Annotated in this window: 19 protein-coding genes; 9 read left to right on the top strand and 10 right to left on the bottom strand. The window is 74.1% G+C overall.

Going from position 1 to position 23329, the window contains the following annotated elements; genetic code table 11:
* Positions 1-25 precede the first annotated feature (25 nt).
* Genes AB0G17_RS19905 through AB0G17_RS19915 form a run of 3 tightly spaced genes read left to right on the top strand, consistent with a single transcriptional unit; the run spans position 26 to position 3203 of the window.
* On the top strand, positions 26-1024 hold the full coding sequence (locus AB0G17_RS19905; protein WP_361384033.1) for an ATP-binding cassette domain-containing protein: 999 nt from the start codon (positions 26-28) through the stop codon (positions 1022-1024).
* Entirely contained in the window at positions 1021-1851 is an 831-nt protein-coding gene (locus AB0G17_RS19910; protein ID WP_361384036.1) for an ABC transporter permease, read from the top strand. Before AB0G17_RS19905 ends, AB0G17_RS19910 begins: the two co-directional genes overlap by 4 nt.
* Before the next feature lie 41 nt (positions 1852-1892).
* Positions 1893-3203 carry a nucleotide disphospho-sugar-binding domain-containing protein gene (locus AB0G17_RS19915; protein WP_361384039.1) on the top strand — a complete coding sequence of 437 codons (1311 nt, stop codon included), beginning with the start codon at positions 1893-1895 and terminating at the stop codon, positions 3201-3203.
* A 60-nt stretch (positions 3204-3263) separates the two neighbouring features.
* Here AB0G17_RS19915 and AB0G17_RS19920 read toward each other — a convergent pair whose 3' ends face one another.
* The gene (locus AB0G17_RS19920; RefSeq protein ID WP_361384042.1) at positions 3264-4397 is read right to left on the bottom strand and encodes a polysaccharide pyruvyl transferase family protein; all 1134 of its coding nucleotides are present in this window, start codon (positions 4395-4397) and stop codon (positions 3264-3266) included.
* 159 nt (positions 4398-4556) lie between these two features.
* On the opposite strand from AB0G17_RS19920, the gene AB0G17_RS19925 reads away from it, so the two are divergent.
* Entirely contained in the window at positions 4557-5735 is a 1179-nt protein-coding gene (locus AB0G17_RS19925) for a nucleotide disphospho-sugar-binding domain-containing protein (protein WP_361384045.1), read from the top strand.
* Positions 5736-5737: 2 nt separating this feature from the next.
* Positions 5738-6970, top strand: a complete 1233-nt coding sequence (locus tag AB0G17_RS19930; RefSeq protein ID WP_361384250.1) for a nucleotide disphospho-sugar-binding domain-containing protein — start codon at positions 5738-5740, stop codon at positions 6968-6970.
* Here the strand turns inward: AB0G17_RS19930 and AB0G17_RS19935 are convergent.
* Genes AB0G17_RS19935 through AB0G17_RS19950 form a run of 4 tightly spaced genes read right to left on the bottom strand, consistent with a single transcriptional unit; the run spans position 6922 to position 11192 of the window.
* Positions 6922-8448 carry a PH domain-containing protein gene (locus AB0G17_RS19935; protein ID WP_361384048.1) on the bottom strand — a complete coding sequence of 509 codons (1527 nt, stop codon included), beginning with the start codon at positions 8446-8448 and terminating at the stop codon, positions 6922-6924. The two genes, AB0G17_RS19930 and AB0G17_RS19935, sit on opposite strands and share 49 nt — an antisense overlap.
* Positions 8445-8954 (bottom strand): PH domain-containing protein, encoded by a 510-nt coding sequence (locus AB0G17_RS19940; RefSeq protein ID WP_361384051.1) that lies wholly within the window; start codon positions 8952-8954, stop codon positions 8445-8447. Before AB0G17_RS19940 ends, AB0G17_RS19935 begins: the two co-directional genes overlap by 4 nt.
* Positions 8951-10162 (bottom strand): nucleotide disphospho-sugar-binding domain-containing protein, encoded by a 1212-nt coding sequence (locus AB0G17_RS19945; protein ID WP_361384054.1) that lies wholly within the window; start codon positions 10160-10162, stop codon positions 8951-8953. The genes AB0G17_RS19940 and AB0G17_RS19945 overlap by 4 nt, the downstream gene beginning before the upstream one ends.
* A gap of 28 nt (positions 10163-10190) precedes the next feature.
* Positions 10191-11192 carry a Gfo/Idh/MocA family oxidoreductase gene (locus AB0G17_RS19950; protein ID WP_361384057.1) on the bottom strand — a complete coding sequence of 334 codons (1002 nt, stop codon included), beginning with the start codon at positions 11190-11192 and terminating at the stop codon, positions 10191-10193.
* Positions 11193-11296: 104 nt separating this feature from the next.
* Here AB0G17_RS19950 and rfbC point away from each other — a divergent pair, with 104 nt between their 5' ends.
* Positions 11297-11902, top strand: coding sequence for a dTDP-4-dehydrorhamnose 3,5-epimerase (rfbC, locus tag AB0G17_RS19955; protein ID WP_361384061.1), 606 nt, complete (start codon positions 11297-11299; stop codon positions 11900-11902).
* A gap of 76 nt (positions 11903-11978) precedes the next feature.
* Here rfbC and AB0G17_RS19960 read toward each other — a convergent pair whose 3' ends face one another.
* The 4 genes from AB0G17_RS19960 to fabG are packed head-to-tail and all read right to left on the bottom strand — an operon-like array spanning position 11979 to position 16364.
* Positions 11979-12746 carry an SDR family oxidoreductase gene (locus tag AB0G17_RS19960; protein WP_361384064.1) on the bottom strand — a complete coding sequence of 256 codons (768 nt, stop codon included), beginning with the start codon at positions 12744-12746 and terminating at the stop codon, positions 11979-11981.
* Positions 12743-14578, bottom strand: a complete 1836-nt coding sequence (locus AB0G17_RS19965; protein WP_361384067.1) for an AMP-binding protein — start codon at positions 14576-14578, stop codon at positions 12743-12745. The genes AB0G17_RS19960 and AB0G17_RS19965 overlap by 4 nt, the downstream gene beginning before the upstream one ends.
* Positions 14571-15518, bottom strand: a complete 948-nt coding sequence (locus tag AB0G17_RS19970) for an aromatase/cyclase (RefSeq protein WP_361384070.1) — start codon at positions 15516-15518, stop codon at positions 14571-14573. Before AB0G17_RS19970 ends, AB0G17_RS19965 begins: the two co-directional genes overlap by 8 nt.
* Before the next feature lie 60 nt (positions 15519-15578).
* On the bottom strand, positions 15579-16364 hold the full coding sequence (gene fabG, locus AB0G17_RS19975) for a 3-oxoacyl-ACP reductase FabG (RefSeq protein WP_361384073.1): 786 nt from the start codon (positions 16362-16364) through the stop codon (positions 15579-15581).
* 190 nt (positions 16365-16554) lie between these two features.
* Between fabG and AB0G17_RS19980 the strand changes: the two genes are divergently transcribed.
* Entirely contained in the window at positions 16555-17013 is a 459-nt protein-coding gene (locus AB0G17_RS19980) for a nuclear transport factor 2 family protein (protein ID WP_361384076.1), read from the top strand.
* 79 nt (positions 17014-17092) lie between these two features.
* On the top strand, positions 17093-20302 hold the full coding sequence (locus tag AB0G17_RS19985; protein WP_361384079.1) for an amino acid adenylation domain-containing protein: 3210 nt from the start codon (positions 17093-17095) through the stop codon (positions 20300-20302).
* Positions 20303-20485: 183 nt separating this feature from the next.
* On the opposite strand, the gene AB0G17_RS19990 is transcribed toward AB0G17_RS19985, so the two are convergent.
* A complete protein-coding gene (locus tag AB0G17_RS19990; protein ID WP_361384082.1) occupies positions 20486-21991 on the bottom strand; it encodes a methyltransferase domain-containing protein in 1506 nt (501 codons plus the stop codon).
* Positions 21992-22491: 500 nt separating this feature from the next.
* Between AB0G17_RS19990 and AB0G17_RS19995 the strand changes: the two genes are divergently transcribed.
* A complete protein-coding gene (locus AB0G17_RS19995) occupies positions 22492-23295 on the top strand; it encodes an AfsR/SARP family transcriptional regulator (RefSeq protein ID WP_361384085.1) in 804 nt (267 codons plus the stop codon).
* Positions 23296-23329: the final 34 nt, after the last annotated feature.

Here is a 23329-nt window from a genome sequence, read left to right on the forward strand (position 1 = left end):
GAACGGCACAGGAGAAAGGACCACCATGACAGAGGCACTGCTCGCCGAGGGACTGGCCAAGTGCTACGGCGACGTTGAGGCCCTGGCGGGCATCGACCTGGCGGTGCGCGAGGGACAGGTGCTCGGTCTGCTCGGACCGAACGGCGCCGGCAAGACGACCGCCGTGCGCATCCTGTCCACCCTCGTCAAACCGGACGCGGGACGGGCCCTGATCGGCGGCTTCGACGTGGTGCGCGAGGCGGCCCAGGTACGCGGGCTCATCGCGCTCACCGGACAGTACGCGGCCGTCGACGAGAACCTCACCGGCGCCGAGAACCTCATCCTGGTCGCCCGGCTGCTGGAGATGAGCCGGGCCGACGCCCGGCAGCGGGCGGCGCAGCTGCTGGAGGAGTTCGGGCTCACCGACGCCGCCCGGCGTACGGTACGGACCTACTCGGGCGGTATGCGGCGCCGGCTCGACCTGGCGGCGAGCCTGGTGGGCAGGCCGCAGGTGCTCTTCCTGGACGAGCCCACCACGGGGCTCGACCCCAAGAGCCGTATCGAGCTGTGGCGTTCGGTGCGCCGGCTCGCGGACGCGGGCACCGCGGTGCTGCTCACCACCCAGTACATGGAGGAGGCGGACCGCCTCGCCGACGACCTCATCGTCATCGACAAGGGCCGGGTCGCCGCCCGCGGCACCGCCGCCGTCCTCAAGGCGCGGGTGGGCGACCGCACGCTCGTCGTACGGCCGGACGACCCGGACGACCTCGCGGCGATGCTGGCCGCCGTCCGCCCGCTCGCACCCGACGCGGCCGAGGAGGACGGCACGGTCGTCGTCCCCTCGGCCGACGGGGCACTGATGTCGGCGGTGCTGCGCCGGCTGGAGGAGGCGGGGCTGCGGCTGGACGAGGCCGGACTGCGCAAGCCCAGCCTGGACGAGGCGTTCCTCGCCATCGTCGGCGGCCCGGCCGCCGACGCCCAGCAGGACAAGGACGCCGGGCCCGGCACCGGCCCGGCCGCACACAGCGAGGAGACCGCCGCATGACCACCGACGTCCTCACCCCGTCGGCCACTTTCCCCGCCGCCGCCAAGAAAGGCGCCCGCCGCGTCGGCCCGCTCCGGGCCTTCCGCCACACCAGGGCCCTGACCTGGCGTGTCCTCACCCAGATCCGGCACAACCCGGAGCCGTTGTTCCTGCTGGGCATCCAGCCCATCCTGTTCCTGATGCTCTCCACGTACATCTACGGCGGGCAGATGGCGGGATCCAGCCATGAGTACCTGCAGTACGAGGTGCCCGGAGTGCTCGGCTACAACGCCGTGTTCGCGGCCATGAGCAGCGCGCCCGCCCTCTTCGGCGACGTCTCGCGCGGCGTCTTCGACCGGTTCCGCTCCATGCCGATCTCCCGCCTCGCCCCGCTGTTCGCCCGCTACTTCGCGGACCTGGTGCTCCAGATGTGGGCGCTCGTGCTGGTCCTGATCGTCGGCTTCTCGCTCGGCTTCCGGGTCCACACCCACTGGTGGCACCTGGGCTACGGGGTGCTGCTGCTCGCCGGATTCTCCTTCGGCCTGGCCTGGCTGGCCATGGCGATCGGCCTGTCGGTGAAGTCGGCCGAGACGGTGCAGATGCTCTCCTTCCTCTGCACCATCCCCCTCACCTTCATCAGCGGCGCCTTCGCCCGCACCGACACGATGCCCGGCTGGCTCCAGGCGTTTGTCAAGGTCAACCCGGTCACCTGGCTGGCGGCCGCCGAGCGCGGCCTGCTCCTGGGCGGCGCGGTCGCCCGGCCGGTCTGCTACACCCTGCTCTCCTCGCTGGTGGTGGCCGCGGTGTTCGCCCCGCTGGCCGTCCGGGGGATCGCCAGGCGCCGCTGAGCCGCGCCCCTCTCATCCCCCTTCTCCTTCCCTTTTGTTCCTTGACCTGTTCCTTCGACGCCGGGTCCGGCCGCACTCCGGCCGGACCCGGCCTGGTACCGAACGCTGTGCTGGAGGCGACCATGCGGTTGTTGTTCACGACGTCGAACTGGGCCGGCCACTACTTCTGCATGATCCCGCTCGGCTGGGCGGCGCAGGCGGCGGGCCACGAGGTGCGGGTGGTGTGCGCCCCGGCCCAGGCGGACACGATCGGCCGGGCCGGGCTGGTGCCGGTGCCCGTGCTGGAGAGCCCCGACATGATGTACATGGCGCGGCTGAACCTCTACGCCCAGGTGGCGGAGGGACGCGCCGCTCTGCCCGGGCTGCCGCTGCACCCGGTCACCGGCCAACGCGTGTCCCGTCTGGACGAGTTCGACGTGGCCGCCGCACAGAAGGCGTTCACCGGTGAATACGGCGACGCCGTGCGGATCAGCCATCTGCGCACCCGGGAGTTCGCCCGTGCCTGGCGGCCCCAGCTCGTCTGCCACGACGTACTGGCGGAGGAAGGCGCCCTGGTGGCCGACGAGCTGGGCGTGGAGAGCGTGTACTGCGCGCCCGGCCTGTTCGGGACGGTCGACGAGGAGCTGGGGCTCGACCTGGCCCTGCGTGATCTGGTGAACAACATGGCCCGGCCCGGGGTACCGGCCTGGGGCCGTGACCGCATCACCCGGGTGATCGACCCCTCGCCCCCGTCGGCCGTACCGCCGCTCGGCGACGCGGTGCGGATGCCCGTGCGCTACGTGCCGTACAACGGTCCCGGCGCGCTGCCGGCCTGGACGCTGGAGCGGCGGACGCGCCCCCGGGTCTGCGTGGTGTGGGGCCGCTCCGCCACCGGCATCTACGGGCCCGACGTACCCGCGCTGCGCGAAGCGGTGGAGGGCGCGGCGGCGCTCGGCGCCGACGTGGTGCTGACCGCGGCGCCCGAGCAGGTACGGGCGCTCGGGCCGCTCCCCCAGGGGGTGCGGGTGCTGGAGGACTTCCCGCTCCACCTGCTGCTGCCCGAGGCCGACGTGCTGGTCCACCACGGCAGTGACAACTGCCTGATGAACGGCGCCGTGGCGGGCGTGCCGCAGCTCTCCCTCGCGATGGCGAGCGATCAGATCGCCTTCAGCCGGCGGCTCGCCGCGACCGGGGCCGTCGTCGCGCTGGAGGGGCTGACCGCCCGGCCGGACGCCCTCCGCGCGGCGCTGGCCGTCCTCCTCGACGATCCCGCCCCGCGTGCGGCGGCGGGCCGGCTCCAGGCCGAGATGGCCCTCGCACCCGCCCCCAGCGAGGTCCTGCGGCAGCTGACGGAGTCCGTGGCCGCCGTGTGACGGACGGACATGAGTCAGGGCCGGCCCCACTGCGGGGCCGGCCCTGATGCGTACGGTGTCTCAGCGGGTGCCGTAGACGCGGTCGGCGACGGCCCGCTTGGCGGCGCGCAGGCGCTGGAGCGTCTGCGGCGCGTAGCCGCCGCTCTCCGGCCGGTCCGGCACCGCCATCGCGTCCGGGGCGCCCAGACCCTCCAGCAGCCGCCAGTTGGAGCCGCCGTCGATCAGCGAGCCGTGCTTGGTGCCGTAGTAGTCCGGGCGGATGCTCAGCGCCACACCGGACGCGCCGCCCGCGGCCGCCACCAGATGGGGGTGGAAGCGGGTGGTCAGCCACGCCTGTCCGGGGCGCACGGGCAGGCCCCGCTCCAGCACCCGCGCCATCGAGTAGGTGCGCACCTCGGGCAGCAACCCCCGTGCCTGCTCCAGGATCTGTGCGTCCTGGTCGGGCGCGCACTCGAGCAGACCCACCCGCTCGGCGCCCCAGGCGCCGACGACCTTGGCGACGAAGGCGAGCAGCTGGTCCGGGTCGCCGTCGGCGAGCAGCGACTGCACGCTCACCATCACGTCCGGTACGCCGTCGCCGTCGTCGTAGAGGTGGGGGCCCGCGTCGAGGAAGACGTCGTCGCAGCTCTGCGTGGCGGGCCCGGCCTCCAGCAGCTCCGCCGAGGCCGCGTCCCGCACGTCGATGACCGCGAACCGCCCGGCGAGCGAGCGGATCAGACCGCTCGCGCCCTCGGCCGGCGGCCACAGCCCCTGCCCGGTCATCGCGGCCCGCCCGCCCGAGAGCCCGGTGGCGGTCGTGATCCCCGCGAGCAGGCCGGCGAAGGGGGCCCAGATCGCGTTGATGAAACCGCCGCCGAGCAGGTGGACCACCTCCGCGCGGCGCAGCAGCCGCAGCGCCCCGGCCTGTTCCGGGCTGCGGTCCGGGTCGCGCACGGCGGCCTCGACCGCCTCGGCCGTACGGGCGGGATCCGGCGACCAGTTGAGGACGCACAGCTGCCACAGGCCGTTCACGAACCGCGCGCGCGGATGCAGGGCGCCCAGCCGCGCGGCGGCCGCCTCGGGGCCGATGCAGTCCACCACGACGTCGGCGTCCGGGGCCGCCTCGGCGAGGTGGCGCAGCCAGCTCGCGGCGATCAGCTCGTCGCCGTAGTTGGGAATCCCCGCGGGGGAGACCAGGTAGTACACAGGTCGCACTCGATCCACCATGATCCCATCCGCTCACACCCTCTTCGAGGCCGGTTCGAAGGGGGACCGACCGGCGCGCGTTCTCGAACGCGCGTCGAAGGGGCGCCCGGATACTCCGGGGGAATCTGCCGTACGGAGGGGGCTGCCCTCCGCCCCTGAGGAGGCCCCATGCGGGTGTTGATCATGGCCACACCGGTGCCCAGCCATTTCACACCGATCGTCCCCCTCGCCTGGGCCCTGCGCACCGCGGGGCACGAGGTGCTGGTCGTGGGGCAGCCGGACATCGTGGCGCCCGCCCTCGCGGCCGGCCTGCCCGCCTTCGCGATCGGGGACCTGTACGACGCCGTCGAGGCACTGACGGCCAAGCTGCCCCCGGGCAAGAGGCCCAACCAGGCGGGCCGGGCGCAGGTGAGCGACCAGACTCCGTTCACCCTGGCCATGCCCTGGCTGATGCACGCCCGCTATCTGATGAAGGAGTACCTGGAGTTCGCCGCCGACTGGCGGCCCGACCTGGTCGTGAGCGACCCCATGGAGTTCAGCGCGCTGCTCGTGGGCGGGGTGCTCGGCGTCCCGGTGGTGCACCACCGCTGGGACATCGACCCGTTCGCCGACGAGGTGCTGGGCATGGCGCGCAACCTGCTCGGCGCCCGCTTCGCGCGCCACGGGCTCACCGGCGAACTCCCCGGGCCGAGCCTGGTCCTGGACTCGTGCCCGCCCTCGGTCCGCGGCGCGGACACCGCCGGGGCCACCCCGGTGCGCTACGTCCCCTACAACGGCGCGGGCACCCTGCCGCAGTGGCTGGCCGAGCCCGCCCACGGGCGCCGGGTGGCCGTCACCCTGGGGGGACTGACCGCCTCGCTCAACGGTGTTCCGCTGTTCCGCGCCGTGGTGGACGCGCTGGAGGGCATCGAGGACGTCGAGACGGTCGTGACGCTGCCGGCCGCCCACCACGGCGAACTCGGGCCGGTGGGGCCCTCCACCCGGGTCGTGGAACCCGTACCGCTCAATCTCTTCCTCGACACCTGCGAGCTCGTCGTCCACCACGGCGGCACCGGAACGGCGCTGACCGTCTGCGCGTTCGGCCTGCCGCAGCTGGTGCTGCCGCAGATCGGCAACGAGTCGCTCTGGGCCGCCCGGCTGCGCGAGAGGGGCGCCGCCCTGGAGCTCACCGACCCCGCCGCCCAGGACGACCCGGCGGCGATCCGGCGGGCGGTGCGCGCGCTTCTGGAGGACCCGGCTCACCGCTCGGGCGCCCGCGAGGTCGCCGAGGAGATGGCCACGCTGCCCGCACCGGCCGCGCTCGTGCCCGAACTGGAGGCCCTCGCTGCCGGGTCGGGTGCCCGGTGAGGATGCTCGTCGCGGCGCTCGCGCCGAGCCATCTGCTCTGTATGGTCCCCATGGCCTGGGCGGCCCGGGCGGCCGGGCACGAGGTGCTGGTCGTGGGGCGCGCCGAGGTCGCTCAGGCGGCCCGGCGGGCCGGACTGCCCGCCGCCGAGGCGGCGGAGCTGCCGGTGCCGGCCCCCGGCACGGAGGCCGCCGCACCAACCGCCGGGACGGACCCGGGACCGGGGGGTCTGGCGCAGGCGCTCACCTCGGGGCAGCGGCGCGCCTTCGCGGGGCGGGCCTGGCCGGCCGGCGGGCATCCCTGGCAGGTGCGGGTGGGGCGGGTGGTCGACGGATTCCTCGCCGCGGCCCGGCAGTTCCGCCCCGACCTGGTGCTGTGCGACCCGATCGAGTTCACCGGCCTGGTCGTCGCGGCCGTTCTCGACGTGCCCGCCGTCGTCCAGCGCTGGGGAGGCCCCGACTCGCTGAGCGCCGACGCGATCGCGCGGGCCCGTGCGCTGCTGGCCGAGCCCGCGGCCCGGCTCGGCGCGACGCGCGGACTGCCCGAGCCCGCGCTGACCCTCGACCCCTGCCCGCCGAGCCTGAGGCTCGATGCCCCGGCGGGTGTGCGGCCGGTCCGGTTCGTCCCGTTCAACGGCGCCCAGCCGATACCGCCGTGGGCGCGCCGGGCCGAGCGGCGCCGGGTGTGCGTGACGTTCGGGCTCTTCGGCAGCCAGGCGGCCCAGTCGGGCGCCGACTTCATCGAGGGCGGCGACCTGGCGGCGCGGCTCGACGCCGTCGCCCGGGCCCTGCTGCCGCACACCGGCCCGGAGGTGGTGATGACCGTGCCGCAGACGGTCCGCCCGCTGCTCAAGCCGCTGCCCGACCGGTTCCGGATCGTCGAACGGGCGCCGTTGGACGCGCTGTTCGGCTCCTGCGACCTGGTGATCCACCACGGTGGCACCGGCACCGCGATGACCGCCTGCGCCCGCGGTGTGCCGCAGCTGCTGCTGCCCCCGCCGCACCCCGCCCTCGCGGACTGCGCGGCGGGACTGGCCCGGCGGGGGGTGGGCATGGTGCTGCAGGGCGCGGACCAGACCGACCCCGGCGCCCTGGCGGCCGCGGTCACCGGCCTGACCGCCGGGGACGACGGCGCGGCCGGGACCGGGTTCCGCGAGCAGGCCCGTGCCCTGGCCGCCGAGATCGCCGCTCAGCCGGCTCCGGCCGAGCTCGTACCGGTCCTGGCCTCGCTCGTCTGAGCCGTCGGCGCGGACCCGTCCGGGGCCGGTTCCAGGAACGGGTCGAGCAGGCCCGGAACCAGCTCCCGGGCCACCCGCAGCGCCTCGTCCACGGCCAGATCGGGCAGGTCGTAACGGCGGCGTCCGGCGGCGGTGGTGGCGATGAGCGTCACCAGACCGGCCCGCCGCTGGAAGTACGAGCCGCGCAGCCGCAGCCCGACCACACCCCGGCGCGACAGCGCCCAGTGACGCCGCACCAGCACACCCGAGCGGCCCACCACGTACGGGCCGGTGAGGGCATGGCCCAGCGCCCGGTACCCGTCGAGCGCCGCCGCCGCACCGAGCGGCAGCAGCAGGGCCACGGCCGGCCACGGCCACACCGGCACCGCGCACCACCGCACGGCCGCCGTGAAGAGCGCGGCCCCCGCCACGCCCAGCAGCAGCGCCCGCACCAGCCGGCGCCGCAGCGCCCGCCGCGGACGCGGGGCCAGCGCGCAGTCCACGGGATCCGGCGTGCCCAGCACGGCGCGCGCCACCCGGCGGACCTCGTCCACCGGTGCCGACGGCACCATCAGCGCGCCGCCGCCGCGGCCCGGGCGCACCCCCGTGGTGATCGCCACGCACCTGGCCCCGCCCAGCGCGCGTACGGGCAGGGTCCGGCCGATCTCGATGCCGTGGACGCGACGCTCCTCGACCGTGACGGTCCGGGTGGTCAGCATGCCGTGCGCGGTCCGCAGGGTGCCGTCGGGCAGCCGGGAGAGCCGGAAGTTGCCGAACATCACGGCGTAGAACAGCGTGGACGCGGCCATGGTGCTCGCGATGGCCAAAAGCGCCGCCTCCAGCACACCGCTCCACGGATGGCTGCCGCTCAGCCGGTCCGCCAGAGCATGCGCGGGAGCCGTGTGCCACGGGTCGAGGCGCATCTCGTGCAGCAGCGCGGCGAGCAGCGCGAGGAGTACGGGGCCGCCCACGTTGAGCGGCGCGTACCGCAGCCACCCGGGCCGGAAGGCGACCAGCGCCCCGGCCTCGGGCCGCGCGGAGCCCGCGCGGAACAGTTCGGCCCGCAGCCGGTCCGCGTCGGCGGCGCTCAGCGCGTCCAGACGCAGGCGCCGCTCGGCGCCGCGATCGGCGCTGCCGGTGCCGATCTCGACCCGGGCCAGGCCCAGTATGCGGTGGAGCGGGTGGGCGGTGACGTCGACGCTGCGCACCCGTTCGCGCGGCACCGAGGTCACCTCACGGCGCAGCAGCCCGCGGCGCAGCTGCACCTGGTCCGCGGTGACCCGGTAGGCGGTGGTGTACCAGCGCACCGGGCCGAGCAGGATCGTGGCCACCGAGGCCAGCAGGGACCACTGTTCGCCGTTTCCGGTGCTCAGGCCCACGACCAGCATCGCCATCAGGACGGGCAGCGCGCGGACGAACTCGTGCAGGGGCTGCACCGCGAGCATCCTCGGGTGCAGCCGCCGCCAAGGCGTCGGATCAGCGGGGGGAGGGGTGCTCACGTGGCATCGTCCTTCGCCAGCTGGGCGCGCTGGGTCAGCGAGGCCGCCAGCTCCATGGCCGCCGTGTGGCCGAGCCCCTGGATGACCAGGGGACCGGCCGCCGAGGCGGTGGTGACCGTGACGTTGGTGAGGCCGAAGAGCTGTTCCAGCGGGCCGCGTGCGGTGTCGACGGTCTGGATGCGCGAGACCGGTGCGATCCGGCGCTCCTCCACCAGCCAGCCGGTCTGGGTGTAGAGCGCCTCGGGGGCCGCCTCCCAGCGGTGCACGCGATAGCGCCAGGACGGCATCACGAGGGTGTGCGCGGCGCCGGCCACGGCGGTCGCGGCGAGCGCGGCCTGGCGGAGCGTGCCGTGCCCGTCGGGCCCGAACAGCGACCACAGGCCCTGCGCCCCGAGCAGCAGCAGCCAGGCGGCGGCCGCGCGCACGGTCCAGTAGCCGACGGCGCGCCGCTCCAGCCGGTTACCGGGCCTGCGCAGCACCGGGCCCGCGGTCGTGCCGGCCGTCACCGCGCGGCCCCCGCCTCGGCGACGATCCGCTCCAGCGCGGGGACGACCGCCGCGGGCCCCGGCTGCTCCTCGATCTCCTGGCGCAGCGCGGCCGCGCCGTCCCGGTAGGAGGCGTCCTCCAGCAGCGCCGACACGTGCGAGCGCACACCGGCCGTGTCGACCTCGTCCTGCGGCAGATGGCGGCCCGCCCCCACCGCGACCAGACGCTCCACGTTGAACCGTCCCTCGGGAATCTTGGTGATGCCGAGCTGGGGCACCCCGTAGGCCGCGGCGGTCATCATCACGCCCGTGCCGCCGGTGTGCACGATGGCCTGGCAGCTCTGCACGAGGGCGCCGAGCGGGATCCAGTCGACGGTGCGCACGTTGTCCGGCAGATCGCCGAGGTGGGCGCGGTGCTCGGGCTCCATGGCGCCGACGGTCAGGACGACCTCGGCGTCCAGCGAGGCCGCGCTGCGGGTGATCTCCGCGAACAGCTCGATGATGCCCACCCCCAGCTTCTTCTGCTGCGAGGTCCCCCAGGTGACCAGGACACGAGGACGCGAGGGCCGCCGGGAGAGCCAGGACGGCTCGGCGCCCGGGCCGTTGTAGGGGATGTAGCGCATCTGGACGCGGTCGATCTCGCGCTGCCCGGGCCAGCGCAGCCCCGGCGGGCAGGGGTCGATCCAGGCCTCGGGGTGCAGCAGCGGCTCGACGCCCCGGCGCGTGAAGAGGTCCAGATAGCCGGGGCGGTGCTCGGTGCCCACCCAGTCCTTGATGTCCAGCCGCAGCAGCCGGGCGAGGCCGTAGAGATGACTCACCGTGGGAATGCCGAGGACCTGTCCGGCCACCGGGCCCGCGAAGGTCACCGGGTCGTGCACGATCAGGTCGGGGCGCCACTGGCGGCAGTAGTCCACCAGGTCGTCGGCCATGTGCTCGCAGACACTGAACTGCTTCTCGGCCAGCTGGTCGGTGACCCGCATCCAGACGTCGACCTCCGACTCGTCGTCGGCGGCCGGCTTGGGGACGAACGTGCCGCGCCGGTACCAGGAGTCGGCGTCGATGTCGGCCCCGACCGACACACCGGGCAGGCCGGAGGCGTGGACGGTGTCCATCAGCTCCGGGGTGCTGGCGAACCGTACCTCGTGGCCGGCGTTGAGACAGGCCCAGGCGAGCGGCACCATCGGATAGAAGTGCGGCCGGGCGGCGTACGTGGTGAACAGAATGCGCATGTCGAAGTCCTTGGGGGCGCAGGGGGGGTCAGGAGGCGAGCCGGCGGATCTCGTCGACCAGGCAGGCGTGGCGTACGGCGGCGTCCGGGCCGTGTCCGGTCGCGTGGGGCAGCGTGCCGCCGTCCAGGACACCGCGGGCGAAGGCCCGGACGACATTGGCGAACTGGTCGTCGGCGGGCAGGGTGATCTCCCGGGTGCCCTCCTGCCGCTCGACGCGGATCACCGGGCGGTGGTCCGGGGGCGGGGTGAAGGCGCGCGGCACGGTGATCCGCCCGGTGCTGCCCCACAGTTCGTACGACGACCGGTAGGCGTTCTCCATGCCGAAGGTGAGCTGGGCGGTGATCCCGGACGGGGTGCGCAGCAGCGCGGCGCCCGCCATGTCGACGCCCCGCCGGGGGCAGTGGCGCAGGACGGAGCCGACGACCTCCAGCCCGTCGCCGAGGAACAGCTCGGCCGCCCGCACCGGGTAGCCGGCGACGTCGAGCAGTGCGCCGCCGCCGAGCGCGCTCTGGTGGCGGATGTCGTCGTCGGCAAGCTCGGGGATGGTGAACGCGGCGGAGAACGCCCGCAGTTCGCCGATGGCGCCGTCGGCGACCAGCCGCCGCACCTCGGCGTGCTGCGCGTGGTAGGTGAACATGAAGTTCTCCATGAGCAGCAGCCCGCGTCCGCGCGCCAGGTCCACCAGACGCGCGGTCGTGGCGGCGTCCGTGGTCAGCGGTTTCTCCGCCAGGACGTGTCTGCCCGCCCGCAGGGCCGCCTCGATCCACTGTGCGTGCAGCCCCGCGGGCAGCGGCACGTACACCGCGTCGATGTCGTCCCGCTCCAGCAGCTCCTGGTACCCGGTGACCGCGGCGCAGCCGAACCGCTCCGCGAAACGCTCCGCCTTGTCCGCGTCGCGGCTGGCCACCGCGACCAGGTCCACCAGCGGCTGTGCCACCACGGCCGGCAGGGTGCGCCGCCACGCGATGTCCGCGCAGCCCAGCACTCCCAGCCGTACCGGCCGCCGCTCGTCGTCGTCCTTGTCCGTCATGGCACCGGATGCTGCCCGGCCGGCTTCGAGCCGTCCTCAAGGAACGGGTGCCGCACGCACCGGCCTTGTCCGATCCTCAAGGGGACGTCCGTAGCCTCCCGGTCATGGAGATCCACCCGTTGACCGTGCCTGGGTGCTATCTGCTGCGTCCCCGCCTCCTGCTGGACGAGCGCGGCAGCTTCTACGAGGCGTTCAAGGATTCGGACGTACCCGAGGCGATCGGCCGCTCCTTCACGCCCAGACAGATCAACTACTCGGTGTCCCGCCGCGGGGTGCTGCGGGGCATCCACAGCGTGCTGCTCCCGCCGGGGCAGGCGAAGGTCGTCACCTGCCATCGCGGTGCGGTCAGGGACATCGTCGTGGACATCCGCCTGGGGTCGCCCACCTTCGGGGTGCACGACGTCAATGTGCTGCGGGCCGAGGAGGGTGCCTCCGTGTTCGTTCCGGAGGGGGTGGGGCACGGCTTCGTCGCGCTGACCGACGACGCCTGTGTCGGCTACCTCTGCTCCACCGCCTATGTGCCCGGCACCCCGCTGGAGATCGACCCCTTCGATCCCGAGCTGGCGCTGCCGTGGGACACCGACGGTGTCCCGGTCATGTCCCGCAAGGACGCCGAGGCGCCGACCGTCGCGCAGGCCGCGCGGGCCGGCCTGCTGCCCACCTACGAGGAGTGCCTCGCCTGGTACGAGCGGATGCGCACCGAGGGCTGACGGGGTGCCGGGTATGCCGCTGGGCCCCACCCCGCGAGGGGGGTGGGGCCCAGCGGCATACCCGCACCCGGCGTGGTCAGGGGCGCAGGCCCAGACCTCCGTCGGCCGTGACGACCTGGCCGCGCAGCCACGCCGCCTCGTCCGTGCACAGCAGCGCGACCACGTCGGCGACGTCGGACGGCACCGTCAGCCTGCCGCCCGGGGTCCGGGAGGCGAGGGCCGCCTCCACGGGGCCCTTGGCCGCGCCGGGGTCCTTGTCGAGCTTGGCCGTGGAGACCGCGTTGACGGCGATGCCGTGCTTGCTGAGCTCCACCGCCAGATAGCCCACCAGCGACTCCAGCGCCGCCTTGGCGAGGCCGAGGCTCACGTATCCGGGCACGACCTGGCGCGCACCGGTGCTGGAGACGGCGACGATGCGCCCGCCGGGCGGCATCAGACCGGGCAGCAGGGCCGCCGCGCGCAGCAGCGGGTCCACCGCCGTGGCGATGTCGGTGTGCAGGGCCGCGTGGTCGGCCGCCGTCGCCGGCATCGGGGTCCAGGTCGCCGCGTTGTGGACGAAGACGTCCAGGCGGCCGTGGCGCTCCCGTACCGCTTCCAGCAGCCTGTCCACCGCGTCCGGTTCGCCCAGGTCGGCCCGGAACGCCGTCGCGCCGCCCTTGAGGCCGTCGAGGCTGCTCAGCGCACGCGCCGCGTCCTCGTCGCTGCTGCCGTAGCCCAGGACCACGTCGCAGCCGCACGCGACCAGTTTGCGCGCGATGGCCAGGCCCAGGCCCCGGGTGCCGCCGGTGACCACGGCGGTGCGCCCTTCCAGGCCGAGGGTGCTGCCGGTCGTCGGCTCGCTCATGCCGCGCCCGGCTCCAGGGTGGACACCACCGGCCCCTGGAACGGCTCGACGTCGGCGAGGCGGGCGAACAGCCCCAGGTGGGAGCGGAACTCCTCGGACTGGAGCACCGCGAGGTAGGAGGCGGTGTCGTCCCAGTACCCCACGTTGACGTAGACCTCGGGCGTGCGCGCCGAGCGGACCAGGTGGGCGCGCTGGAAGCCGGGGCGGCTGCGCATGAACTCCGCGTGCTCCTTGAACGCCTGCTCGAACTCGGCGGTGTCCGCCTTCACCGTGAACTTCGTGACGGCGATGGTCGGCTGGGGCGAATCTGACACTTCGTTACCTCCGGGACGGGGCGGGACGGGTGCCCGCCGCTGCATGAGCTCCTCGCGCAGCTGTCTGCGCTCGATCTTTCCGTTCGCGGACCGGGGAACCGCGTCCGCCGGCTCGGCGTGCCGGACGTGCTGGTAGTAGGGGAGAGCCGCGTTCACCTCCGCCACCACGGCAGGGAGAGAGGCGGCGGGATCGGCCAGGACGACCAGCGCGGCCGCGACCGCGCCACTGAGGGGATCGGGCAGGTCGACCACCGCGCAGTCGGCGACGGCGGGATGAGCGCTCAGGGCCCGCTCCACCTCGGCCGGCGAGACCAGGTAGTTGTCACACTTGAAGACGTCCTTGATCCGGTCGACCAGGAACAGATAGCCGTCCTCGTCCACCCGGCCGATGTCACCGGTGGCCAGCCAGCCCTCCGCGTCGAGGGGCGAGGGCCCCTCCAGATACCCGCGCATGACCTGCGGGCCGCGCACCTGGACCTCGCCGCGTTCGCCCACCGGCACCGCACGGCCGGTCTCCGGGTCGACGATCCGGCACTCGGTCCCCTCCACCACGGTTCCCACCGAACCGGGCCGCGGCGACCGCGGCCCGTCGCTGTGGGTGAGCGGTGACGTCTCCGCCAGTCCGTAGCCCTGGATCACGGGGATGCGGAAGTGGTCGCGCAGGGCCGCGGCGGACGCGGCGCCCAGCGCGGAGCCGCCCGAGGCGATCAGCCGCACGGTGTCGAGGGCGAGTTCCGGCAGACGGGCGTCGGCGGCGAGCCGGTTCAGGCGTACGGGGATGCTGTAGTAGTGCGTCGCCCGGTGCGTGTTCGCCGCCCGCACCGCCGCCACCGGGTCGGGATCGGGGCAGAGCACCTGGGTGGCGCCCGCGCTCAACGCGGAGTTCAGGTGCATCAGGTGGTACTTGGGCAGGTGGTTGACGGTGACCGAGCCGTCGTCCAGGGCGTGTGCGCGGGCGATCTGCCCGGCGTTCACGAGCAGGTTCGCGTGGCTGAGCACCGCCGCCTTCGGCAGTCCGGTCGTCCCGCTGGTGAAATGCAGACAGGCGGTGTCCGCCGGGTGGGCGACGGCGGCCGGGCGGCCCTGCGGCCACTCCTCGCCGAGCAGCACCACGTCGCCCAGATACGGCAGTTCCGCACGCAGCGGGCGCAGTTCCTCGCGGATCGCGTCGGTGACGACGGCCAGCCGTGCCCGGGTGGTGCCCAGGAGATGGCGCAGCTCACCGGCGCGCAGCAGCGGGTTGACGGGGACGACGACGTTGCCGCTGCGCACGATGCCGTGGAAGGCCGCGGCGAAGGCCGGGTCCAGCGGCGAGGCCAGCGCCACGTTCTGCCCGTCCGACCCGATCAGCGCCTGGATGGCGGCGGCCCACCGGTCGGCCGCCGCGTCGAGCTCGGCGAAGGTCAGCGAGAGGGAGCCGGGCGCCGTGCCGCGCACGGCGACGCGGTCCCCATGGCGGCGCGCGGCCCGTGCCAGCAGCCCGTCGACCGTGCCGGACGGCGCCCGGTCCTCAGCCACGGTCCGACTCCGCGTGCGTCTTGGCGAGGTTCAAGGTGGCCAGGCTGTTGGTGCCCAGTGCGCTGCGTACGGCCTGACGGGCGTCGGCGACGGTCGCCGACTCGCCCAGCAGGTCGCGCACCGTGTGGGGGTTGATGGCCACCGTGTGCCGGGACGTGGCGCGTACACCGTCGGCGGTGGGCCTGAACGTCCACTCCCCGGTGTGGGCCGTCATGATGGCGGGCACCCGCGTCTGCTTGTAGACGATACGGGTGTCCTCGAAGCAGACCCGCGCCGATTCCGTGGTGTGCACGGTGCCGTCGGGGGAGCGGGTGTCCATGGTCATCAGCTGGAGCCCGGGAACGGTTTCGGTGAGCTCCAGGCGCGAGACGTGGGGAAGCCGCTCGGGCCACAGGTCGCTGCGGTCGATGAAGGCGTACACCTCGGCCGCGGAGGCCGCGATGTCCACGCTGTCCTCGAAGGACATCACCAGCTCGCCGGTCCGCTCGTGCTGCTCGGCCGCCGTCTTCAGCGCGGCGAGTTCGGCCCTGCTGTTGCGGTCGACGGCCCGCTCGATCCAGTCCAGGCCGTCCGGGTCGTCGTCGACGGCCGCGTAGTCGTGGAGCAGGTCGACGGCGCAGCCCCCGTCGGGCAGCGCCGTGATCCGCCATTCGCCGCCCATGGCGGCGACCGGGGGCTGCGAGACCTCCTGGCGGAAGGCGACCGTGCGGGCCCGGGGGTCCAGCAGGCGGCGCGAGGTCCAGGTACGCACCTCGCCGTTGGCCAGGGCCCAGAGCCGGATGACCTCCTGCTCGTCGTCGCCCGAGACCCGCTCCGCGTGCACGGTGGGGGCGAACAGCCGGGGCCAGCCCGTCACGTCCGCGATCAGTGCGTAGGTGATGTCGGCCGGTGCGGCGATGGAGACCGAATGTTCCGTGAAGTGCGTCGTGGGCTGTGACACCGCGCTCTCTTCCTCGTTGTGGCTGGTGCGCCGGCCGGATGGGTCCGGGCGGGCGCGTGCTCAGTAGTTGCCGAGACCGCCGCAGACGTTCAGGGCCTGGGAGGTGATCGGGGCGGCGGCGTCGGTGGCCAGATAGCCGACCAGCGCGGCGACCTCCTCGGGGGTGCTGTACCGGCCGAGCGGGATCTTCGCCTCGAAGCGGTCCAGCACCTCGCCCTCCGAGACGCCCCAGTGGTCGGCGTAGCCGGAGCGCACCCGCTGCGCCATCGGCGTCTCCACATACCCGGGGCACACCGCGTTGACCGTGACACCGGTCCTGGCCAGCTCGTTGCCGAGCGCCTTGGTGAAACCGACGACCCCGTGCTTGGAGGCCGAGTAGGGCGCGCCCAGGACGACGCCCTGCTTGCCGCCGGTGGAGGCGATGTTGATGATCCGGCCCCACGCCTTGTCGCGCATCCCGCCGGTGGTCAGCACCTCGCGGGTGACCAGGAAGACGCTGTTGAGGTTGGTGTCGATGACGTCGTACCAGACGTCGTCCGAGAGGTCCGCGGTCACCCCGCCGCCGTTGCGGCCGGCGTTGTTCACCAGGATGTCGATGGTGCCGAAGCGGTCCACGACCGTGCGCACCAGATGCGCCACGTCCTCGCGCGACCGTACGTCGCAGGCGGCCCCGGCCACCTCCAGGCCCCGGTCGGTGAGGGCCTGCACCGTCGCGGCCACCGTGTCGGCGCTGCGCGCGCAGATGAACACCCGTGCACCGGAGCCCGCCAGGGCCTCGGCGACAGCGAGCCCGATACCGCTCGTCGCCCCGGTGACCAGGGCGACACGGCGCTGTTCGTTCGTCATGGCCCGAGCCTGGCAACGGCGCTTCGAGCGGGGTTCGACGCGGGACCGAGCCGGACGGGCGGCGGGCGGCGCGGCCAGGGGCGTCGACGGGAGCTCGAAGCGCGCTCCAAGGCGGCTCAGCAGGATGCGCCCGGACAGAGTCTGACGGCCCCCACGACCGCGGTGGCCGCACCCCAGGAAAGGATCTGCCGTGCCCGGTCCGCTGACCGCTTCGACGGTGCCCGCCCAGACCGCCGACGTCGAGCTGTACGTCGAGGTACAGCACTTCTACGCCCGCCAGATGCAGCTGCTGGACACCCGCCGGTGCGCCGAATGGGCGGCCACCTTCACCGAGGACGGCGTCTTCGCCGCCAACGGCCTGCCCGCCCCCGCCGAGGGCCGGGCCGCGATCGGCGCCGCGGCCCAGGCCGCCCAGGACCGGCTGGCCGAGCAGGGCCTGGTGCACCGGCACTGGCTCGGCATGCTCGCCGTCGAGCGCGTCGACGACACGACGGTGCGCGCCCGGTCGTACGCCGTGGTGCTCCAGGTGCCGCTCGGCGGTGAGCCGGCCCTGCACCGCAGCACGGTCTGCGAGGACACGCTGGTCCGGGGCGAGGACGGCGACCTGCTGGTCCTGGACCGCCGGGTCACCCGCGACGACCTGGCATGACGTGGCCCGCCGGGGCACCGGCGGCACCAACGCGGCACGCTCCGAACTTCTTTGCGGCGGATGGAAAGGCTCACGAGGAATGACCCAAGCGGCACTGTCCACGGGCGCGGTCTCCCGCGCCGAGCGGCTGGAACGGCTCGTCTGCGAGACGCTCGGCACGCAGCCCGGACCGGCCTGGCGCGCCGAGGCGGCCGACCGGTCCTTCATCGCGCTGGGAGGTGACTCCCTGGGCGCCGTCGCGTTCGTGGCCCAGGCGGAGGAACTGCTCGGCGTCGGCGTCGACCTGGCCCGGCTGCTCGGTCTGGTCCCGCTGGCCGAGGTCCTGACCGCCGCGCTGGCGACGGCCCCCGCCGAGGCGGGCGGCCCGGCGCCGGCCGGCCCGGACGCGGTGGTCGGGCACCGGCCCGCCGACGAGCTGCGGCCGGTGCTGCCGGGCCAGGAGAGCATGCTGCTCACCCAGCAGTTCATCGGCGGTTCGGCGCTGCACATGATGGTCACCGCCGAACTCACCGGCCCGCTGGACGGCCCGGCCCTGCACGCGGCCCTGGACCACCTGGTGGCCCGCCACGAGGAGCTGCGGACCGTGTACGTGGCCGAGCACGGCCGCCACCTGCGGCGGGTCCTGCCGCGCTGGCATGTGCCGGTGACCCGGCTGACGCTGTCGGCCGCCGACGGCGACGACGCGGTCGAGGTGGTGCACTCCCATCTGGCCTCCGTGAGCGAGCAGTTCCTCCAGCCCACCCGCCGTCCCCCGGTGGCGTTCGTCCTGACGGCGCTCGGCCCCGAGCACCACCTGCTGACGTTCCTGCACCACGCCGTGGCCGCGGACGGCTGGGGCGTGGGTGTCTTCTGGAACGAGTTCGCGCAGCTCTACCAGGCGCTTCGGGAAGGCGCGGACATCGACGAGGTGCCCTCGCCCTCGCCCGACCTCCTCGTCACCCGCGCCGAGCGCTCGGCCGCCTCCGGCCGCACCGCGCAGCTCCTGGCGCGGCGCACGGCCCAACTGGCCGACGCGCCGAAGGTGCTGGAGCTGCCGAGCGACCTCGTACGCCCGGCGTCGTTCGACTTCACCGGCAAGCGGCTGTACTTCGGCATCGGCGAGGCGGCCCGCCAGGCGTGCGAGGACCTGTGCGCGCGCACCGGCCTGAGCCGCACGGTCGTGCTGCTCGCCGCCTGGGCACTGGCTCTCGGGCGCCGTGCCGGCACCCGCGACCTGCTGGTCGGCATCTCCTCGGCCGAGCGCGCCGGCTCGGAGATCATGCGGCTGCTCGGACCGTGCAGCGCCCTGCTGCCCGTACGCTGCGAACTCGCCGACGACGCCCCGGTCACCGACTACCTGCGCGCGACCTCGCACGCTCTGACCGAGGCCCTGGAGGCCGCCGACGTTCCCTTCGAGGACCTGGTGGCCGGTCTCGGCGGCATGCCCGACGACCGCCGGATCCCGCTGGTCCAGGCGGTCTTCTCGGCCCACGACGACCTGGTGCCGCTGCACCTGCGCGCCGCGGAACTCGACATCGCGATCCACGAGGGGCACTGCGGCGGCACCGCGGCCGACGTCTCCCTGTACGTGCAGCGGTGGGGCGCCAGTCCCCGGGTCGCCCTGGAGTACGCCACCTCGGTGCTCACGCTCGCCGAGGCCACCGAGCTCGCCGACTCCTTCCGGGGAGCGCTCGTCGAACTCGCGGCAGACCCCGGGCTCCCGCTGGCCCGGGTACGGGGCCTGACGCATCGTCAGCACGAGCTGATCCGCGAGCTGGGCGAAGGGGCTCCGGTCTCTTCGGCGCAGGGGATCTGGCAGAGCTTCGAGCGTGCCGCGGCCGACCACGCGGACCTCGTCGCGGTGGAGGACCCCGCCTCGGGGACCAGCCTCACCTACCGGCGGCTGTACGAGGCCGCCGTCGCCCAGTCCGCCCGCCTCGCCGAGGCCGGGGTGGGGCAGGGGGAACACGTGGTGGTGGCGGTGGAGCGGTCGGCCGCCGAGGCGGTGGCCGTGCTCGCCGTCCTGCGGCTCGGCGCCGCCTATACCGCGCTGGGCACCGCGTACCCCCCGGAGACCCTCCGGGACATGCTCGCCGGCTGCGGGCCGAAGGCCGTCCTCGGCTCCGGGGACCACGCCCGCCTGCTCGCCTCGCTCGCCCCCGAGGGCTGTGCGCGCGTCGAGCCGGTGGACCCGGCCGGCTCCCACGCGGACACGGCGGCGCCGCCCGCCGCGGCGGCCGACCCGGAGCGGGTCGCCTACCTCACCTTCACCTCCGGATCGACCGGGCGGCCCAAGGCGGTCCAGGTCCCGCAGCGCGGTGTGGCACGGCTGCTGGCGGACCGTCAGGCGCTGCGCACCGGGCCGGGCGAGCGCTTTCTGCGGCTGGCCCCGCTGTCGTTCGACGTCTCCACGGTGGAGCTGTTCGTGCCGCTGGCCACCGGCGCCACCGTCGTGGCCTACCCGGAGCGGCCGGTCTCGGCCGCGGAGCTCGCGGAGTTCCTCACCGAGCGGCACATCACCGTGGCCCTGCTGACGGCGGGGCTGTTCCGGCTGGTGGTCGAGCACCGCCCCGATGCCTTCGCCGCCGTACGGCAGGTCATGGCGGGCGGCGACGTCGTACCGCCGGAGCAGGTGCGCACGCTCCTGGAGCGCTACCCGGGACTGCGGGTCAGCAACGGCTACGGGCCGACCGAGAACACCACGCTGACCACGGTGCACCACATGGACGACGTGTGCGAGGCGGGCTCCCCGGTGCCGATCGGGCGCCCCGTCGCGGGCACCGGGGTACTGGTCCTGGACGACCGGGGCGAACTGGTCGCGCCCGGCGCGGTGGGCGAGTTGTGCGTGCTGGGCGACGGGGTCGCGCACGGCTACCTCGGTGACGAGCGGCGCACCCGCGCCGCGTTCGGGCCGGTCCCGGCCGACGACACCCGGCGCGTCTACCGCACCGGCGACCTGGTGCGCTGGGACGGGGAGGGCCGGCTGCGCTTCCTCGGCCGCCGCGACCACCAGGTCAAGATCCGCGGCTACCGGATCGAGCTCGAAGAGGTACGGGGCAGGCTCGCCGCGCACCCGGCGGTCCGCGACTCGCTGGTGGCCACCGTCGGCGACGGGCCGCAGTCCCGGCGCATGCTCGCCGCCGTCGTCGCCGATCCGGCGGACCAACTCGTCGACGAGCTGCGGCAGTTCATGGCGCAGGTGCTGCCCGCGCACGCGGTGCCCGCGCTGTGGGCGGTCGTGGACCGGCTGCCGGTGACGGACAACGGCAAGACGGACATCGCGGCTCTGGAGCGCCTGGCGCTGGGGTAGCCGGTGCAGGACCGAACGGACCGAACGAACTGAACGGACCGAACGGACCGAACGAACTGAACGGACCGAACGGACCGAACGAACTGGATGGGCCGAACGGACCGAAGGGACCGAACGGCCGAGTGGGGGGAGCGGCGCCGCCGCTCCCCCCACTCGGTCTCCCGGCACCGGCCCGGCCGCAGCTCAGGGCAGCTCGGGCACGACCTCATACCGCTCGGGGCGCTGTGCGGGGGCCAGTTCGGCCTCCGCCAGGGCGCGCAGCCGCGGCACCAGCCGTTTGCGCGCGAGCCCGAGCACCCGCTGCACCACCGGTTCGGTCACCTGCGCTCCGGCCGGGCCGCCGGAAGAGCGCGGGAAGCGGGGGAGCAGGCCCCGCACGCCGTCCCCCTCGGGCAGGAAGGCCGCGTCGAAGGAGCCGTCGGCCGCGCCCCGGGCCCGGCTGAGGTGGCACCGGTATCCCCGGCGGGCCGCCAGCGCGAACAGCGCCTCCGGGTCGACGCCCGCGCCGTCGTGCGAGCGCGAGAGGCGGCGCAGCTCCGTGGCCGAGGGGATGTCGGGGCCGGCGAGCGCGGTGGCGACCGCGGCGGCCCCCGCCGTACGGGCGTTGGGGATCCCCAGCAGGCCGAGCGCGCGCGGCCGGCCGGCCAGGAGCCGGTCCACCGCGTCCACCGTCAGGGACGCGGCGGACCACTCGCGCCAGTCGCCGATGTCCAGCAGGCGCGCCTCCCGGTGGAGCACGGCGTCGAACCGGAAGCCGTTCATCTCGTTGCGGGCCGCCCCGCGCCGGGGCCGCACCTCGGCGCAGGACACCTCGCCGTCCCCCGCGGCCAGGGCGGTGAACCACTGCGGCGCGACGGACATCTGGGGGTCCTCGCGCAGCCGCCGGCGCCACGCCTGCCGCAGCGCGTCGCCCGTCGCCCCGCCCTCGGCCTGCGCCAGGACCACGGACGCGTGGAACGCCTTCGCCAGGGAGTGGTCCCGTACGTCTCCGACGACCGCCCGGCCGCCGGGCCCGGCGGCCCGTACCGCGGCGGCCACCGTGGTGCGCAGATACTCCTCGTCGGGGAAGTAGTGCACGACGGAGTTGCAGACCACCAGGTCGAATCCGGCCCCGGCGAAGCGCTCGGCCCCGGTGGCCTCGCCCTGGTGCAGCTCCACCTGGCTCAGCCCGGCCCGCCCGACGGCGACGGCGAGGCCGTCGAGGATGGGGCGCGACAGGTCGAGGGCGACGTAGCGGCGGGTGTCCGGGGCGATGCGGAGCAGCAGCAGGCCGGTGCCGCAGCCGAGTTCGAGCACGGTGGCGGGTTCCGCCTCGCGCAGCAGGGCCACCGAGTGCGCCACCCATTCGCGCATCTCCGGCTCGGGGATCGGCGCTCCGGTGTAACTGCTGGTCCAGCCGCTGGTGTCGAAGTCCGTCCCCAAGGCCGGGGCCCCGGCCGCGGTGCTGTCGGCGACGGCGTTCCACAGCAGGCGCAGTTCCTGGCGGGCCCGGTCGCGGTCCAGGCGCGGCACCACGAGGGCGGTCGCCGGGGTCGGGGCGGTGCCGTCCCGCGCGTCGGTCCCGCCGGGCACCACCGCGACCTGGGCCACCTCGGGATGCCGGGCGAGCACGGCGGCGGCGAGCGCGGCGTCCGGGGGCTGTGCCGCGGCCGGTTGCGGAACCGGGGCGGGCGGCGCGGTGTCGGTCATGGGTCCACCTCTCGAGGGGCCTCGCGGGTCCGGTTCATTAGCACCTTCCCGTGCTGCGCACAAACCGGTCCGAGTAAAAACGGAGTCTTAATATCCCTAAGGGTTTTCGAGGCTGCTTAAAGCCCTCTTAGTGCCGCATTCGAGCCGGGTTCCCTCTCTCCGGCCTTCTCACTACCGGTGACCCGTCGACTCTGAAGCGTGTCTCTTCAAACGGGGCAAAGTGGAAAATTGCCCACGCTGGACCGGTCGATTCGGACGCCTTTGGAGCCGCCTCCAAAGGCTGTAGAGATCGCTTGCCATCCATTTTTTGCTGGGCTAATCTCGGGCGAGCAGCCGGTTTCTGTTCAACTAATCTGGAAGTCGCCGAACCCGACGTTGCTTTCTGGAGCGGGGAGAGGTCCTCCAGGGTGAAAGGATGCTGGTTCGCGATTCGCGGTCCAACCAGCCGCGGCCGGTCCGCAAGGAAGCTTGACCAGCTTCACGAATGGGGGAATGGCGTCATGCCGATGAAGGGTTCCGTCGTGCAGGAAATCCAGCCGCGCGACCTCAAGTTCAGAGTGCTCGGACCGCTGGAAGTCCTCCAGGACGACCTCAGCTGCACACCCACCGCCCCGAAGGTCCGGGGCGTTCTCGCCCTGCTGATCCTTCGTGCCAACCACGTGGTGGACACGACCTCCTTCATCGAGGAGCTGTGGGGTGAGAGGCCGCCGCGCAGCGCGGTCACCACGGCGCAGACGTACATCTACCACCTGCGCAAGCTCTTCGCCCGCGAGGTGGGGCCCCGGGCCGAGGAGCTCTTCATCACCCGGCCCCCGGGCTACCTGCTCAACATCGGCCAGGGCCAGCTCGACCTCCATGACTTCGAGCGGCTGACCAGCCGCGGGCGCGCGCTGCTCGCCGCGGGCAAGCCCGCCGAGGCGGGCCAGGTGCTCCGCCAGGCGCTGCAGCTGTGGCGCGGACCGGCACTGGCCAACGTGCCCGCGGGCCGCCTGCTCGAAGGCAGCATCGCGCACCTGGAGGAGGAGCGGATCCACGCCACCCAGCTGCGCATCGAGGCCGATCTGCAGCTGGGCCGGCACCGCGCGCTCATCGCCGAGCTGCGGTCGCTGGTCACCCTGTATCCGCTCAACGAATGGTTCCACGGCAAGCTGATTCTTTCCCTGAGCCGGTCCGGCCGACGCGGCGAGTCCCTCCAGGCCTATGAATCGCTGCGCCGGATTCTCGACCGCGAGCTGGGCCTCGCTCCCTCGCCCGAGCTCCAGCGTCTTCAGCGCGACGCGCTCACGCTCGGCACCACCGCATAGATAGCGGCCAGCACTCCGGAGCGACCGTCGTGCC

It is taken from the genome of Streptomyces sp. NPDC023838 (assembly GCF_040639555.1).
Classification (GTDB): Bacteria; Actinomycetota; Actinomycetes; order Streptomycetales; family Streptomycetaceae; genus Streptomyces.

What these genes read in the sequence shown, in the direction of transcription:
- AB0G17_RS19930 (WP_361384250.1), top strand. Translation starts at nt 5,738, where the DNA reads ATGCTCGTCGCGGCGCTCGCGCCGAGCCATCTGCTCTGTATGGTCCCC.
- AB0G17_RS19945 (WP_361384054.1), bottom strand. Translation starts at nt 10,162, where the DNA reads ATGCGCATTCTGTTCACCACGTACGCCGCCCGGCCGCACTTCTATCCG.
- AB0G17_RS19995 (WP_361384085.1), top strand. Translation starts at nt 22,492, where the DNA reads ATGCCGATGAAGGGTTCCGTCGTGCAGGAAATCCAGCCGCGCGACCTC.
- AB0G17_RS19985 (WP_361384079.1), top strand. Translation starts at nt 17,093, where the DNA reads ATGACCCAAGCGGCACTGTCCACGGGCGCGGTCTCCCGCGCCGAGCGG.
- AB0G17_RS19950 (WP_361384057.1), bottom strand. Translation starts at nt 11,192, where the DNA reads ATGACGGACAAGGACGACGACGAGCGGCGGCCGGTACGGCTGGGAGTG.
- AB0G17_RS19905 (WP_361384033.1), top strand. Translation starts at nt 26, where the DNA reads ATGACAGAGGCACTGCTCGCCGAGGGACTGGCCAAGTGCTACGGCGAC.
- AB0G17_RS19925 (WP_361384045.1), top strand. Translation starts at nt 4,557, where the DNA reads ATGCGGGTGTTGATCATGGCCACACCGGTGCCCAGCCATTTCACACCG.
- AB0G17_RS19910 (WP_361384036.1), top strand. Translation starts at nt 1,021, where the DNA reads ATGACCACCGACGTCCTCACCCCGTCGGCCACTTTCCCCGCCGCCGCC.
- fabG (WP_361384073.1), bottom strand. Translation starts at nt 16,364, where the DNA reads ATGACGAACGAACAGCGCCGTGTCGCCCTGGTCACCGGGGCGACGAGC.
- rfbC (WP_361384061.1), top strand. Translation starts at nt 11,297, where the DNA reads ATGGAGATCCACCCGTTGACCGTGCCTGGGTGCTATCTGCTGCGTCCC.
- AB0G17_RS19960 (WP_361384064.1), bottom strand. Translation starts at nt 12,746, where the DNA reads ATGAGCGAGCCGACGACCGGCAGCACCCTCGGCCTGGAAGGGCGCACC.
- AB0G17_RS19990 (WP_361384082.1), bottom strand. Translation starts at nt 21,991, where the DNA reads ATGACCGACACCGCGCCGCCCGCCCCGGTTCCGCAACCGGCCGCGGCA.